This window comes from Mesorhizobium sp. M0751 (assembly GCF_040320265.1).
In the GTDB taxonomy this organism is placed as follows: Bacteria; Pseudomonadota; Alphaproteobacteria; order Rhizobiales; family Rhizobiaceae; genus Mesorhizobium.
Genome location: NZ_JAMYPH010000020.1, coordinates 106,609 through 120,314 on the forward strand (window position 1 = coordinate 106,609; position 13,706 = coordinate 120,314).

17 protein-coding genes are annotated in these 13,706 nt (G+C 63.4%); 8 read left to right on the forward strand and 9 right to left on the reverse strand.

Translation table 11 applies throughout. The features are described 5' to 3' along the window. Positions 1-8: 8 nt before the first annotated feature. A complete protein-coding gene (locus NKI19_RS26105; protein ID WP_502899337.1) occupies positions 9-335 on the reverse strand; it encodes a DUF6949 family protein in 327 nt (108 codons plus the stop codon). Positions 336-471: 136 nt separating this feature from the next. Here NKI19_RS26105 and NKI19_RS26110 point away from each other — a divergent pair, with 136 nt between their 5' ends. Continuing rightward, the gene (locus NKI19_RS26110) at positions 472-1,203 is read left to right on the forward strand and encodes a hypothetical protein (RefSeq protein WP_352492552.1); all 732 of its coding nucleotides are present in this window, start codon (positions 472-474) and stop codon (positions 1,201-1,203) included. A 231-nt stretch (positions 1,204-1,434) separates the two neighbouring features. Next, positions 1,435-1,719: a GIY-YIG nuclease family protein gene (locus tag NKI19_RS26115; RefSeq protein WP_352492553.1), complete on the forward strand. Its 285-nt coding sequence runs from the start codon at positions 1,435-1,437 to the stop codon at positions 1,717-1,719. 220 nt (positions 1,720-1,939) lie between these two features. Here NKI19_RS26115 and NKI19_RS26120 read toward each other — a convergent pair whose 3' ends face one another. Both NKI19_RS26120 and cysE read right to left on the reverse strand, forming a co-directional pair. Continuing rightward, positions 1,940-2,143 (reverse strand): DUF3126 family protein, encoded by a 204-nt coding sequence (locus NKI19_RS26120; protein ID WP_023674799.1) that lies wholly within the window; start codon positions 2,141-2,143, stop codon positions 1,940-1,942. 214 nt (positions 2,144-2,357) lie between these two features. Continuing rightward, on the reverse strand, positions 2,358-3,206 hold the full coding sequence (gene cysE / locus NKI19_RS26125; RefSeq protein WP_292664820.1) for a serine O-acetyltransferase: 849 nt from the start codon (positions 3,204-3,206) through the stop codon (positions 2,358-2,360). A 160-nt stretch (positions 3,207-3,366) separates the two neighbouring features. Between cysE and NKI19_RS26130 the strand changes: the two genes are divergently transcribed. Further along, positions 3,367-3,981 carry an HD domain-containing protein gene (locus NKI19_RS26130; RefSeq protein ID WP_352492554.1) on the forward strand — a complete coding sequence of 205 codons (615 nt, stop codon included), beginning with the start codon at positions 3,367-3,369 and terminating at the stop codon, positions 3,979-3,981. A 42-nt stretch (positions 3,982-4,023) separates the two neighbouring features. Here the strand turns inward: NKI19_RS26130 and NKI19_RS26135 are convergent, their stop codons facing one another. From NKI19_RS26135 to NKI19_RS26150, 4 genes are all read right to left on the reverse strand, one after another. After that, positions 4,024-4,395, reverse strand: a complete 372-nt coding sequence (locus NKI19_RS26135) for a hypothetical protein (RefSeq protein WP_352492555.1) — start codon at positions 4,393-4,395, stop codon at positions 4,024-4,026. Between the two features lie 134 nt (positions 4,396-4,529). Continuing rightward, positions 4,530-5,297, reverse strand: a complete 768-nt coding sequence (locus NKI19_RS26140; protein WP_352566638.1) for an alpha/beta fold hydrolase — start codon at positions 5,295-5,297, stop codon at positions 4,530-4,532. Between the two features lie 20 nt (positions 5,298-5,317). After that, positions 5,318-5,881 carry a DUF192 domain-containing protein gene (locus NKI19_RS26145; protein ID WP_352492557.1) on the reverse strand — a complete coding sequence of 188 codons (564 nt, stop codon included), beginning with the start codon at positions 5,879-5,881 and terminating at the stop codon, positions 5,318-5,320. Positions 5,882-6,049: 168 nt separating this feature from the next. Further along, positions 6,050-6,646, reverse strand: a complete 597-nt coding sequence (locus NKI19_RS26150) for a cold-shock protein (protein WP_473555752.1) — start codon at positions 6,644-6,646, stop codon at positions 6,050-6,052. A gap of 215 nt (positions 6,647-6,861) precedes the next feature. On the opposite strand from NKI19_RS26150, the gene gloA reads away from it, so the two are divergent. Next, positions 6,862-7,302, forward strand: coding sequence for a lactoylglutathione lyase (gloA, locus tag NKI19_RS26155; RefSeq protein ID WP_352492559.1), 441 nt, complete (start codon positions 6,862-6,864; stop codon positions 7,300-7,302). 78 nt (positions 7,303-7,380) lie between these two features. Then, positions 7,381-7,674, forward strand: coding sequence for a DUF2218 domain-containing protein (locus tag NKI19_RS26160; RefSeq protein ID WP_352492560.1), 294 nt, complete (start codon positions 7,381-7,383; stop codon positions 7,672-7,674). 8 nt (positions 7,675-7,682) lie between these two features. On the opposite strand, the gene NKI19_RS26165 is transcribed toward NKI19_RS26160, so the two are convergent. After that, a complete protein-coding gene (locus NKI19_RS26165) occupies positions 7,683-8,255 on the reverse strand; it encodes a DUF1697 domain-containing protein (RefSeq protein ID WP_352492561.1) in 573 nt (190 codons plus the stop codon). Continuing rightward, positions 8,252-9,508 (reverse strand): threonine ammonia-lyase IlvA, encoded by a 1,257-nt coding sequence (gene ilvA / locus NKI19_RS26170; protein ID WP_352492562.1) that lies wholly within the window; start codon positions 9,506-9,508, stop codon positions 8,252-8,254. The genes NKI19_RS26165 and ilvA overlap by 4 nt, the downstream gene beginning before the upstream one ends. Positions 9,509-9,636: 128 nt before the next feature. On the opposite strand from ilvA, the gene NKI19_RS26175 reads away from it, so the two are divergent. The 3 genes from NKI19_RS26175 to NKI19_RS26185 all read left to right on the forward strand — a co-directional run bounded on the left by NKI19_RS26175 (position 9,637) and on the right by NKI19_RS26185 (position 13,504). Further along, positions 9,637-11,031 (forward strand): hypothetical protein, encoded by a 1,395-nt coding sequence (locus tag NKI19_RS26175; RefSeq protein ID WP_352566640.1) that lies wholly within the window; start codon positions 9,637-9,639, stop codon positions 11,029-11,031. 103 nt (positions 11,032-11,134) lie between these two features. Next, entirely contained in the window at positions 11,135-12,208 is a 1,074-nt protein-coding gene (locus tag NKI19_RS26180) for an alpha/beta hydrolase (RefSeq protein WP_254817699.1), read from the forward strand. Between the two features lie 132 nt (positions 12,209-12,340). Next, positions 12,341-13,504: an alpha/beta hydrolase gene (locus tag NKI19_RS26185; RefSeq protein ID WP_352492564.1), complete on the forward strand. Its 1,164-nt coding sequence runs from the start codon at positions 12,341-12,343 to the stop codon at positions 13,502-13,504. Positions 13,505-13,706: the final 202 nt, after the last annotated feature.

A 13,706-nucleotide genomic window follows, 5' to 3' on the forward strand; every position in this document is an offset into this window, starting at 1 on the left:
AGATCGTCTCACACCGACAAGCTGCCAGACCCTAGAAGCGAAGCCGCCCAGGACGCAATGGCGATCACCACCATGCCCAGTGCCAGCGCCCAGATGGTCGCAGTACAACCGCAGGAGATCAGCCCCAGCACCGAGATGCGACGCTCGCGCCAAGCGTCCAGCGCCTCGTTGGCGAACATCAGCGGCCCGGCGCAAGCCGTCGCGGCGAGCGAGCGCAGCATGTGCTTCGACGACACATAGGGCTGGATGAAGGCAAGCTTGCGGCCGGCGACCAGCTCCATCGCCGATCCGACCAGGCCGCAAGCCGTCAGCCCAGCCATAAAACTGAATATGATTTGTTCGACCGGCCATCTTTACCCTCCGTTTACCGTGAAATCGCACAGTCGCCTGCAAAAGCTGCGAAGCAAGAGCCGTGCCGCGCCGAGATGTGCCGCTCAGGTACACCCGACGGGACGGTAAACGAGGGTCACGATGAAGCAGGCAACCGCCACAGAGGGCCCGCAACTCAGCGTCGTCGATTCGACGCTGATGAAGCGGGTGTTTTATGCGTTCGCGACGCTGGCGCTGCTTTCGGTGGCGATCAGCCTTGGCGGCAAATGGTTCGGCCGCTCGATCGCCATGGCCGGGTACACCGACGACACCACGGTCCACAAAGTCGTCATCGGCAACAACATCATCGCCGTGCCGGCCAACGTCATCCGCTTTGCCCAGGCCCGGCGCGACGGCATCGCCTCGCGGCTCGACCTCTATCTGCGCTATCCCGAGATGGACGGCTACAGCGAGGCTGCCCGCAACGACTTCAACCACACCGGACCCAGCAAGGACATTGTCTTCCTGTCGTTCGAGCCGCAGATGATGTCGCGCGACATGAGCGGCCGCTTCGCGCCGATTTACAGCGCGCTGATCGCCAAGCCGGGTACGCCCGGCCCTGGCGGCACCACGCTTTACGCCTTCAGCGAAAAATCAGGCTATCTCAACGAAGTGCTGGCGGTCGCCGACCGCCCCGGCAGGGATCCGTTCGTCGCCCGCTGCCTGAGCGGCCCGAGCGCGGACGAATCGCTGGCGCCCTGCGAGCGCGACATCCTGGTCGGCGACAATCTCAGCCTCACCTACCGCTTCCCCCGGGAATTCCTCGGCGACTGGCAGGCGCTCGACGCGGCGATTTCGGACGAGGCAGCGCGTGTGCTGAAGACTGGGCGGTAGCTTGATCCTTTGACCGGCCTGAAGGGCTGTGGGCTGGAGCCCCGCCAATCGGGCTACCAATCTCCAGGGTTTGCGATTAGCTGTAGGCCCACCACGCCTTCGTCATCCTAGGGCGGAGCAGGAGCGAAGCGACGTCGCGGAGACCCTAGGATCCATGCCGTTACCTCAGCCGAGGAATGCAGCGGTTCAGAACGGCACTGCGTCGGCGCCGGCGCAAGCTACCCTTCAACCATGACCGGCTATGCCTACATGGCTGCAAGCCAGAAGCGCGGCACGATCTACATCGGTGTCACCAACGATCTCGGCCGCATGCCGGAGCACAAATCTGGCGAAGGCTCGCGCTTCACCAGCCGCTACGGCGTACAGCGTCTGGTCTGGTACGAGGAACATTTCGACATTCGCGACGCCATCCAGCGCGAGAAGTCGCTGAAGCGCTGGCCATGCCAGTGGAAGATCGAACTGATCGAGAAGACCAACCCTGAGTGGTTCGAACTTTTTCGCGGAACAGGTTGGTAGAGGACGCCCAGCCGGTGCCAAGAAGCATTCAATTCTGGTCAGAGCGGAGCACTGCCGCGGGGTAACGGCATGGATCCCAGGGTCTGCGCCTCGTCGCTTCGCTCCTTGCTCCGCCCTGGGATGACGAAGTTGGGGATGCTCCAGCCAGTCCCCGAGGTTTGCGCTCCGCCATCAGGCGATCCGCCTGCAACAAGCAGGTCCGGCCAGCTAAACTCCCGGCTCAGGCCAGATCGATGTCGAGGATCGCCATCGAGAAATTATAATCGCCGTCGTCCTCGTCCTTGAAGACGATGCCGAGGAACTCGTCGCCGACATAGACCTCGGCCGAATCTTCCTTGCGCGGCCGCGCCTTCACTTCGAGTTTGGGGTTCTGGAAAGTGCGCTTGAAATAGGCGTCCAGCTTTCTGATTTCGTCCGGCTTCAACAGTCTTCTCCGATCGTCGCTTGCTAAAGTGCGTCGCGTCTGAAGAGATCGATGCGACGCGCTTTGAATCCTTCTTCATGCATGTCGCTATCCCAAAACCGCTGGGCACTTTTGGGCGACATGCATTGGTGAGCGCGCTTCTGGCACGTCGACAATGGCCATGTAAAGGCAAGCCGGCATAGGGGAGCAGGAATTCAGCCCCCTGCCCGAGCGCTCAGATGTCGAAGCTGACGACGTGGTCCATCGTCTGCGATGGCAACAGCTGGTCCATCTGGCGCGAGGGCTGGTCGCAGCCGGTCTCGCCGACGACGCGGGCCGGCACGCCGGCAACCGTCTTGTTGTGCGGTACCGGCGACAGCACCACCGAGCCGGCCGCGATCTTCGAACAATGGCCGATCTCGATGTTGCCGAGGATCTTGGCGCCGGCGCCGATCAGCACGCCGTAGCGGATCTTGGGATGGCGGTCGCCACCGGCCTTGCCGGTGCCGCCCAGCGTGACGCCGTGCAGGATCGACACGTCGTCCTCGATCACCGCCGTCTGGCCGACGACGAGGCCGGTGGCGTGGTCGAGGAAGATGCCCTTGCCGATGCGGGCTGCCGGATTGATGTCGGTCTGGAACACCGAGGACGACCGGCTCTGCAGATACAGCGCGAAATCCTGGCGGCCCTGGTTCCACAGCCAATGCGCCAGCCGGTGCGTCTGGATGGCATGAAAACCCTTGAAGTAGAGCACCGGCATGATGAAGCGGTCGCAGGCCGGATCGCGGTCGTAATAAGCCTGGATATCGACGCGCACCGTCGTCGCCCAGTCCTTGTCGTCGGCCGCCATCGCCTTGAATGTCTGGCGGATGAGGTCGGAGCCGATGTCCTGGTGGGCGAGGCGCTCGGCCAGCCGGTGGATAACCGCTTCCTCCAGGTTTTCCTGGTTGAGGATGGTCGAATAAAGGAACGCCGCCAGCAGCGGATCGCGGTTGACCGCTTCCATCGCTTCGTCGCGGATCGAACGCCAGATCGGATCTACCGGCTGCACCCTGGTGGGACGGGAAATCGTAACGCTGTTCATCTGATGTCTCCGGCCATCCAATGTCTCGGCCATCCAATGTCTCGGGTTGGCGGCTTGCCTATTCTCCGGCCGCACCTATAAGCCAGATCATAGCACGGGTGAACTCAATTTTCCTTAGTGCTTCGTCAAATGGATTTGGTTCGCGGAATTTCAAGCAGCCATGGAAAACGCAACCTTGATGGACGAGACCCTGAAGCGCGAGCTTTCCGCGCTCTATGAGGCCGAAGATCGCCACTACCACGACCTTGGCCACATCCAGGCGATGCTGGCGCTGGCCAATGATTACAAGACGTTGCTGCACGATCCTGAAGCAGTCGAAGCGGCGATCTGGTTCCACGACGCGATCTACGACAGCCGCGCCAAGGACAATGAGGCGAGGAGTGCCGCACTTGCCGAGGAGAAGCTTGCCGGCCGCGCCGACGCACAACGCATCGGTCGCATCGCGGCGATGATCACTGCGACCGCCGGCCACGAATTGCCGCCCCTTGGCGACCAGCATTCCGTTCGTGACGCGGCGCTGTTCCTCGACATGGACCTGGCGATCCTGGGTGCCGCGCCTGACGTGTTCGACGCTTATGAACAGGCGGTCCGCCGCGAATATCAGTGGGTCGATGAGCCGATTTGGCGAGTCGGCCGTGCCGCAGTCCTGAAGGGCTTCCTCGCTCGTCCGCATATCTTCCACAGCGAGGAATTCCGCCGGCGCTTCGAAACCCAGGCCCGGCATAACATGGCGCGGTCGCTCAGGACGCTGGGGTACAGCCCGCGCGGATCGTAGCCCGACGCGTCGCTCGCTTGCGTCCGGGATATCGGCCCGAAATCAGGTGAACGCGCCGATCGTCGATGCCATTGCCCACAACATGAACACCCCGGCCGCAAGCGACGCGCCGTTGACCACGATGCCAGCCAGGCCGAGCACACGATTGTCGTTTGGACGACCCAGCGCCATCAACCCGAAGACCACGCCGGTAAGATGCGCCAATGGCCCGGCCAGGAAAAATACCGCGGCGAAGAAGCCGGTCGCACTGTTCTGGAGCAGTGGGGACGCGTCGCTCGGCATTGCTATCAACGCGGTGATCGCAATCGCCCCTGTCGCCAATGCGGCCAGCGCTAGAACAACGGACCATTCGCCGAAGGTGCTTTTCGCAACGACGCCCGGCAAAGCGGCGTCGCTTCTTCCCCATTGTGCCATCGTACCCCCAGCCCTGTTTAGCGCGTGGCGGAGTTGAACCGATCCGCGCGTCACGCTTATTTACTCCTGTATCGTTGCAAAACCGCTAAGAACCCCAGCTTCAGGCCCAATGGCCGCCTTTGGGGAGCCATCCATCAAAACGGATGCTCGGCATAAAACTCCAGCACGCGCTGCTTGAAGGTCTTGTCGCCGACCGCCAGCATGTGGTCGCGACCTTCGATGTGAAACGCCCTGGCGTTGGGCATCAACGCGGCGAGTTCATCCGGCGAGCCGCCGATGTCGTCCTTGGTGCCGACGGCGATCAGCGTCGGCTGGGCAATGCGGGCGATGTCGGCCTCGCTCAGCAATTCGCGCGAGGTGACGATGCAGGCGGCGAGCGCCCGGCGATCGCTGCGGGTCTGATCGGCGAAGGCGCGGAACGAGCGGCCGCGCGGGTCGCTGGTGCCTGCGGGATCCTCGGCCAGGAGGGCGTCGGCTATCGGATCCCAGTCGCCGACACCGTCGACCATGCCGATGCCGAGCCCACCGAAGACCAGCGTCGCCACCTTGTCCGGGTCGGAGAGCGCCAGGAAGGCCGATATGCGCGCGCCCATCGAGTACCCCATGACATGGGCGCGTTCGATGCCGAGATGGTTCAAAAGCGCTGCCGCGTCGGACGCCATTTTTGCCGGCGTGTAGTCGGCTTCGTCATAGCTCTTCGACGACGAGCCATGGCCGCGATTGTCAAAGGCGATGGCACGGTAGCCGGCATCGTTCAGCGTCTTGAACCAGCCGGGCGACACCCAGTTGACGTAATGGCTCGAGGCGAAGCCGTGGATCATCAGCACCGGATCGCCCTGCCCCGATGCCGGCTGGCGGTCAAGGAAAGCAAGGTCGAAACCGTCATGGGAGAAGAACTGCATCGGCCGAAGATCCTGCCCGTTCAGTCGGAATCGACATTCGGCGCATCGCCCTTGTCGGGCGGCGGCATGGCCGGCCCGGGCGCGGTGCCTATGGCCGGATGGCGCAGCAGGTCGCCGTTCTTAAGGCCCTTTTTGGCTGCGGTGCCTGCCTTGAGCTCGAGCACGAAGCGCACCGGCTCGTCCGGCGAGATGATCGCCTCCGACTGCGGCTCGCCTTGCTTGATCGCCCGGATCCGGCCGTCCTGGCCGACGAAGACCAGGTCGAGCGGCATCGGCGTGTTCTTCATCCAGAAGCTCACATCCTGCGGCGCACCGAACACGAACAGCATGCCGTGATTGTCGGCCATGTGCCGGCGGAACATCAGGCCAGCCTCGCGCTCGGCGGGCGTGTCGGCAATTTCGACGGAAAAAGAACGCTCGCCGGCCTTCGTCACCGCGACAAGCGGCGCCGGGTCGACGGGAAGGATCATCGCCTTGCCGTCGGCCGAACTCGGTTGCTGAAAATAGAAGAACGCACTTGCGGCGACGATGAGGAAAATCCCGGCGCAGAGCGCGCCCGCCGTCACCCGGTTCCTGTGAGCCATGCAAAATCCTCGACCGGAAATCGTCCAAGGTGTGTTGAGATTCAGGTCAGGCCGAGTCGAAAATGACGCTTTCCGAGAACCGGAGCGGAGCGTACTCAAAGTACGTGAGCACCGGAAGCGCAGGAAATCGCCATTTGCAGGCCGGCCTCACCTGAATATCAACACGCCTTAATGCGAGACCGGCAAGGTACCCATATCGGGGTGAATTTCGGCAGCCATAAGGCCTTTGTCGCCGCGTCCGAAGCGGACCAGCACCACCTGGCCCGGCCGGAGTTCGGTGATGCCGTAGCGGCGCAGCGTCTCCATGTGGACGAAAATGTCCTCGGTGCCCTCGCCCCGGGTCAGAAAGCCGAACCCCTTGGTGCGGTTGAACCATTTCACCAGCGCCCGTTCGAGGCCGCTTTCCGGCGTCACCGCGACATGGGTGCGCTGCTCCTGCAGCTCCGCCGGATGCACCGCCGTAGAGACATCCATCGAGAGCACGCGGAAGGCCTGCAGCCCGCGCTCGCCCTGCTTGACCAGGCAGACGACGCGGGCGCCTTCCAGGGCGGTCTGAAAACCGTCCTTTCGAAGGCATGTCACATGGAGGAGGATGTCGCCCGAAGTACCATCATCGGGAAGGATGAAACCGTAGCCCTTGGCCACGTCGAACCATTTGATGGCGCCAGCGATTTCGACGAGATCGGCCGTATCGGCGCTCTCATCCCGCTTCAACGCATCGTTACCGGCCCCGTCCCGCCCCATGAAAGAGGCCTTTTCCCCCATAAGAACGCCCCCTTTTTTCAAGAAACACTGCAACTGATTCTTGGTATCAGATTAACACCGCGGCTTCCGGTGTGTGCAAGACCTGACGTGCCTTTTTTCACGGTTCCGTACAGGAATAGCGGATTTGCCGTTTGCCGGCGCCGGCAGGCGTGGCCAATTGCCCTTTGGCCGGGCCGCCCCTATGTTGCGCCGCAACGCAACATAAGGAGGAAATCATGCGCTATCTGCACACCATGGTCCGCATCGCCGACATCGATACTTCGCTGGATTTCTACTGCAACAAGCTTGGCCTCAAGGAAGTGCGCCGCCATGAAAACGAGCAAGGCCGCTATACGCTGATCTTCCTCGCCGCGCCCGAAGACGAGCGAAGCGGCATCTCCGAAAAGGCACCGCTGGTCGAGCTGACCTACAATTGGGATCCGGAAGACTACAAGGGCGGCCGCAACTTCGGCCATCTCGCCTATGAGGTCGACGACATCTACGCCACCTGCCAGCGGCTGATGGACAATGGCGTCACCATCAACCGGCCGCCGCGCGATGGCAACATGGCGTTCGTCAAATCGCCGGACGGCATCTCGATCGAGCTGTTGCAGAAAGGTCCGGCAAAGCCGAAGGCCGAGCCGTGGGCGTCGATGCCGAACACCGGCAGCTGGTAGCCGATCACGCCGTGTTGAGCGGACGCAGGCGGGCCCCGGTTCGGTTTTCGCGTCCGCATTCCCAGGGAGAATTCATTCATGCCGAGCAGCCATGTCGACGTCGCCACCGAACATGCCAGCCGCTATCTGCAGCAGCTGTGCAAACATTGGGCGCACAAGTTTCCCGTCGAATTCGACCCGAACCACGGCAGCATCGATCTGACGCTCGGCCGCACGGTTCTCGATGCCGACCCGGCTGCGCTGCACATTGCGGTGACGACCGATGAAGCCGGCTCGCTCGAGCGCCTGGAAACGGTCGTCGCCGAGCACATCAAGCGCTTCGCCTTCCGTGAAGAGCTGGCATTCGACTGGCGACGCGCTCCGGCCGCGTAGGCGACCTGTCAACCGCTGGCCTTGGCCATCTCGAGCAGCGCCAGCACGGTGCGCCAATTACGCGCCGTGCCCGGCACCTTCAGAACGCGCGGGATGAGGTTGGCAAACACCGATTTGCCGATCCCGTCAGGTGCGTGCAAATAGAGCACGTCGCCCTTGATCTCGAAGCGTTCGGGCCCGGTGCATTTTTCCGCCAGCCGGGCGACCTCTTCGGCGGTCGGCTGGCGCTCCAGCGCATAGGCGTGCAGCTTCGTCGGCTCGCCGGCCACTTCCGGGTAGGGATTGTCCGCCGCCAGCCGCTCGAGCCAGCCGAGATCGCGCACCATGATGCGCGAATGGAACCCCCATTTCTTCTCGAATTCCGCTTCCAACCGCCTGGTCAGCATCGTCGCATCGCCGTCCGGCGACCGGAACACGGCATTGCCGCTCTGCACATAGGTGGCGACAGCGGAGAAGCCGAGCTGCTCGAAGAACGACCTGAGTTCCGCCATCTTGACGATGCGGTTGCCGCCGACATTGATGCCGGAAAACAGCGCGATAAAAACGTTCCCCTGAGTGCTCGGAAGATCGTTGCTGCTCATATGATGAACCCGGCGAGCGTCTCGTTGTCGGTGATGTCCTGGTAATGGACGCTCTCGGCGTCGAAATTCGCCTTGAGCAGATCGAAATTGCGGCGGTCCTTGCTTTCAATGCCGATCAGCACCGAACCGAAATTGCGCGCCGATTTCTTCAGATATTCGAAGCGGGCGATGTCGTCGTCGGGACCAAGCAATTCGAGGAAATCGCGCAGCGCGCCGGGCCGCTGCGGAAAGCGGATGATGAAGTACTTCTTCAAGCCCTCGAAGCGCAGCGCCCGTTCCTTCACATCCGGCAGCCGCTCGAAATCGAAATTGCCGCCCGACACCACGGCGACGACAGTCTTGCCCCTGATTTCCTTCCTGGAAAAATCCTTGAGCGCATCGATCGCCAGCGCGCCGGCCGGCTCCAGCACGACGCCTTCGACATTGAGCATTTCGATCATGGTTGCGCAGAGCCGGTTTTCCGGGATCAGCCGCACGGTGTCGGCGGCAAACTCCCTGAGGTGGCGCAACGGCTCGCGGCCGATCTCGGCCACCGCCGCGCCGTCGACGAAATTGTCGACCTTGGCGAGCTTGACCCGCTTTCCGGCGGCAAGGCTCTCGCTCAGGCTCGGGGCGCCGGCCGGCTCGCAAAAGATGAAACGTGTCTCGCGGTGCTGGTCGGCGAAATAATGGGTGACGCCGGCGGCCAGGCCGCCGCCGCCGACGGGCAGCATGACGATATCAGCCATGCGCGCGCCGGGCATCTGGCCTGATATCTCGTAGGCGACGGTCGCCTGCCCTTCGATGATGTCCCTATGGTCGAAAGGCGGCACCATGTGTGCGCCGGCAGTTTCGGTGAATTCGAGTGCTGCGCGATAGCAGTCGTCGAAGAAATCGCCGACCAGCCTGATCTCAACGAATTCGCCGCCGAACAGCCGCGTCTTGTCGATCTTCTGCTGCGGCGTCGTCACCGGCATGAAGACGACGCCCTTTTTGCCGAAATGGCGGCAGACGAAGGCAAAGCCCTGCGCGTGATTGCCGGCCGAAGCGCAGACGAACAGCTCGGCAGCGTTACCGGCGGCGAGCGTCTTGCGGAAGAAGTTGAAGGCGCCGCGGATCTTGTAGGAGCGCACCGGCGTCAGGTCCTCGCGCTTCAGCAGCACCCGCGCGCCAGTCTTCTTCGACAGATAGTCGTTTTCTTGCAGCGGCGTTTCCGGAAAGATCTCGCGGATCGCGGCAGCGGCGGCAGCAACGCGAGAGGAGAAACTGGTCATGGCAAGAGCACCCCCACAGGCTAGGCGAATTCGGTCCCGCTATTGCATATCCGGCCTCGCGAAGCCATTGTCCGGCCACCCCGAAAGGGTGTTCCCAAAACCTCGTTGGCCGTTAGGAGCGTCTATTCATGCCTGTCGCATCGGTGGCCCAGAAAACCGTGTCGCTGCCGGAGTTCGGCGAGCCGACGGTGATGCCGCTGGTTACGCGCGCCACCTATGAGGCCCGCATAGCGGCACTGGTCGCGCGCGGCGGGTTCGATGCCTTCGTCGTCTATGGCGACCGCGAACATGCGGCCAATGTCGCCTATCTCTGCGGCTACGATCCGCGCTTCGAGGAGACGCTGCTGGTCATCGTTGCCGGCAAGCCGCCGAAATTGCTGGTCGGCAATGAGGGCTGGGGCTATGCCGAGATCTGCGACGGACCGTATGAGCGCGTGCTCTACCAGACGTTTTCGCTGCCGGCGCAGCCGCGCGACCGCTCGCAATCGCTGGCCGACATCCTCGTCGATTGTGGCCTGAAAGCCGGCCTGCGCATCGGCGCCATCGGCTGGAAGCCGTTCGGCCCCGGCGATGCCGGTTTTGGCGAAACGACGCTCGACCTGCCGTCCTTCATCGCCGACACGTTGCGCAGCCTTGCCGGCGACAGGGGCGTGATCGTCAACGCGGCGAACCTTTTGATGAACCCTGCCGGCGGCCTGCGCGCCATCAACGAGGCCGACCAGTTGGCCGCGTTCGAATTCGCCGCGACCTATTCCTCTCAGGGGCTGCGCAATGTGCTGCAAGGCATCGAACCCGGCATGACCGAATTGCAGGCGGCGCGGCTGATGGGCATCAACGGCCTGCCGCAATGCTGTCACCCGATGCTGTCTGCCGGCAAGCGGGCGCCCTATGGCCTGCCAAGCCCGCGTCTTGACGTCATCAAGCGCGGCGACCCGATCACCATGGCCTACGGCATCCATGGCTCGCTCAACGCCCGCGCCGGTTTTCTGGTCGAGGACGCAGCCGAGCTTCCAAGGGGCATCCAGGACTATGTCGAGAAGCTGGTCGCGCCCTATTTCTGCGCCGTCGTCGATTGGTATGAGACGGTCGGCATCGGCGTTCCCGGCGGCGCGCTGTGGCAAGCGGTGCACGAGCGCATCGGCGATCCGTTCTTCGGCGTGTCGCTCAATCCCGGCCATCTCGTCCATATCGACGAATGGATGCATTCGCCAGTATTTTCCGGCTCCGACATCAGGTTGAAGTCGGGCATGGCCTTGCAGGTCGACATCATCCCGGCCACCGGCACCGATTATTTCACCACCAACATCGAGGACGGCATCGCGCTGGCCGACGAGGCGCTGCGCGAAGAGATCGCCGCGCGCTATCCCGAGGCCTGGCGCCGCATCGAGGCGCGCCGCGCCTTCATGACCGACGTGCTCGGCATAAGGCTGAAGCCGGAAGTGCTGCCCTTTTCCAACATTCCGGCCTTCCTGCCGCCGTTCTGGCTTTCGCGCAACACTGCGATGGCAGTCGCGAGGCGCTGAGCGCATTTCGGCGCCTGCGACTTACTTCTGCCGCACTTCGCCTGTCCGGGAGGTGCGGCGGAGGTGGATGGGCCTTTGGTTAGGCCGGAGTGGAATTGCTTAAGTGCCCTTGAAGACGATTTGCATCATTGTCCTTGCCGCGCTGCTCGCCGGCTGCGGCGGCCGCCAAACCGAGGAACTGCTCGGCAGCGCCATGATGGCGGTGCCGGTGACGGAAATCGCCGGCAACCACTCGATCTTCATCGCCACCACGCGCAAGCGCTCCGACGATCCCAACAAGGTCTTCGACGGCGAGCGGTCGGCGACGCTGAACTATGCCCGCGTCAACGTCACCGTCCCGGGCATCCACAAGACAGGCCAGATCGAGCGGCGCTCGCGCGGCAAGTCGGACGATCCGGCCAAATACTTCATGGCTTCCGAGGTCGTCGGCTACGACACCCAGCCGAAATTCTCCAGCGCGCTCAGCGCCGACATCGCGGCGCGCGGCGGCCGCGTCATGGTCTTCGTCCACGGCTACAACACCGGCTTCGACGACGCGGTCTACCGCGTCACCCAGATCACCCATGATTCCGGCTATCCGGGCACGCCGGTGCTGTTTTCCTGGGCGTCGGGCGCCAAGACCACCGACTACGTCTACGACAAGGAAAGCGCCAGCGTTGCCCGCGACCAGCTGGAAGTGACGCTGAGAATGCTGGCGCAGACCGGCGCGCGGCGCATCGACATCGTCGCCCATTCGCTGGGGACCTGGGTCACCATGGAGGCGCTGCGCCAGCTCGCCATCACCGGCGACCGCGATCTCGGCGGCAAGCTCGGCGATGTCGTGCTGGCCTCGCCCGACATCGACGTCGACGTGTTCAAGAGCCAGATGCGCCGCTACGGCAAGCCGGACAAGCCGTTCATCCTGCTGCTCTCCGACGACGACCGGGCGCTGCGGCTCTCCGGCCTGATCGCCGGCGCGCGGCCGCGGGTCGGCGACTACAAGGATGCCGCCGACCTTGCCAGCTATGGCGTGTCGGTCGTCGACCTCTCCAGCGTCAAGGGAGCCGACCGCTTCAACCACACCAAATTCGCCGACAATCCGGAATTGGTGCAGTTGATCGGCCAGAAGCTGCGCGAGGATGACGGGTTTGCCAGCGACCGCGAGGTGACCGACCGTATCGCCTCGGTCGGACAATAGCTGCATTGCGCGGCAGTTATCGTTGACCATTGCCGCACCATCGGAACAGTTTGAACTGGACCGTGCCGGCCTCTGCCTCTATCGAATAGGCCAAGACGTCTCCGGCTCGACGTCGCCTTTGCGGGAGCCCGCGTGATCGTGCCTTCGAAGATCTCTCTCGTCGTTGCGTTCGCGCTCGCGGTTGCCGGCTGCGCCGGCCAGAATACGCACGACTTGCTCAACAAGACGACGATCACCGTGCCTGCTTCCGACATTGCGGCAACGCATAAGATCTTCGTCGCCACAACCCGGCAAAAGGCAACGAAAGAGCCCCGGCAGGTGTTCGACGGCGACCGTTCGCCGACCACCAGCTTTGCCAGCGTCGAGGTGACGGTGCCCAAAATCCACCAGCTCGGCGCCATCGAGCGGGTCAAGGGCTCGGCCAACAGCAATCCGGCGAAGGATTTCACGGCGACCGGCGTCACCTTCTACGAAGGCGCGCCGCAGTTCGCCAAGTCGGTCGGCGCCGATATCGCGATGCGCGGCGACCGCGCGCTGGTTTTCGTGCACGGCTTCAACAACGGCTTCGACGACGGCATCTACCGGCTGACGCAGATCGCGCACGACACCAAATACCCGGGAACGCCGGTGCTGTTTTCGTGGGCGTCGAGCGGCAAGACGACCGGCTACATCTACGACAAGGAAAGCGCCAATGCGGCGCGCGACGATCTCGAAGCGACGCTGCGCATGCTCGCCAGGAGCCGCGCCAAGAGCATCGACATCATTGCCCATTCGATGGGGACCTGGGTGACGATGGAAGCGTTGCGCCAGCTTGCCATCACCGGCGACCGCGACCTCGGCGGCAAGCTCGGCTACGTCATTCTGGCTTCGCCCGACATCGACGTCGACGTGTTCAAGAAGCAGATGATCCGTTACGGCAAGCCCGACAAGCCGTTCGCCGTGCTGCTTTCGGGCGACGACCGGGCGCTCAGGCTGTCGACCCTGATCTCCGGCGACAAGCCGCGCGTCGGCGACTATGGCGACGCGGCCGACCTCGCCAGCTATGGCGTCTCGGTGGTCGACCTGACCAAAACCAAGGGCGGCGACCGGCTGAACCACGCCAAATTCGCCGACAACCCGTTCCTGGTGCAGCTGCTCGGCGACCGCCTGCGCGCCCCGGCGGGCCTCGCCTCCGAAGAAACAGCGCCGGCCCAGCTCGACAATCTCGGCCAGGGCCTCGGCAAGGCCGTCGGCTCGGTCGCCGAAATCGTCATCACCACGCCGTTCAAGGTGCTGACCATCGCCACCGGCGGGTGAGCGATCGCTGAGCGGTCACTATTGACGTCAGTTCGGAACAAAGCGCACGGCAGCGATCCTTCGCGCCCCCCTCTGTCCTGCCGGACATCTCCCCCACTTGGGGGTGTTTGGACCGGGGACATCGCGAACAGGTGTGCGAGGACATCGCGAACAGTTTGGCGCGTTTTGCGCTGGGGGGTTCGGGATGCCATTCGAGGACACG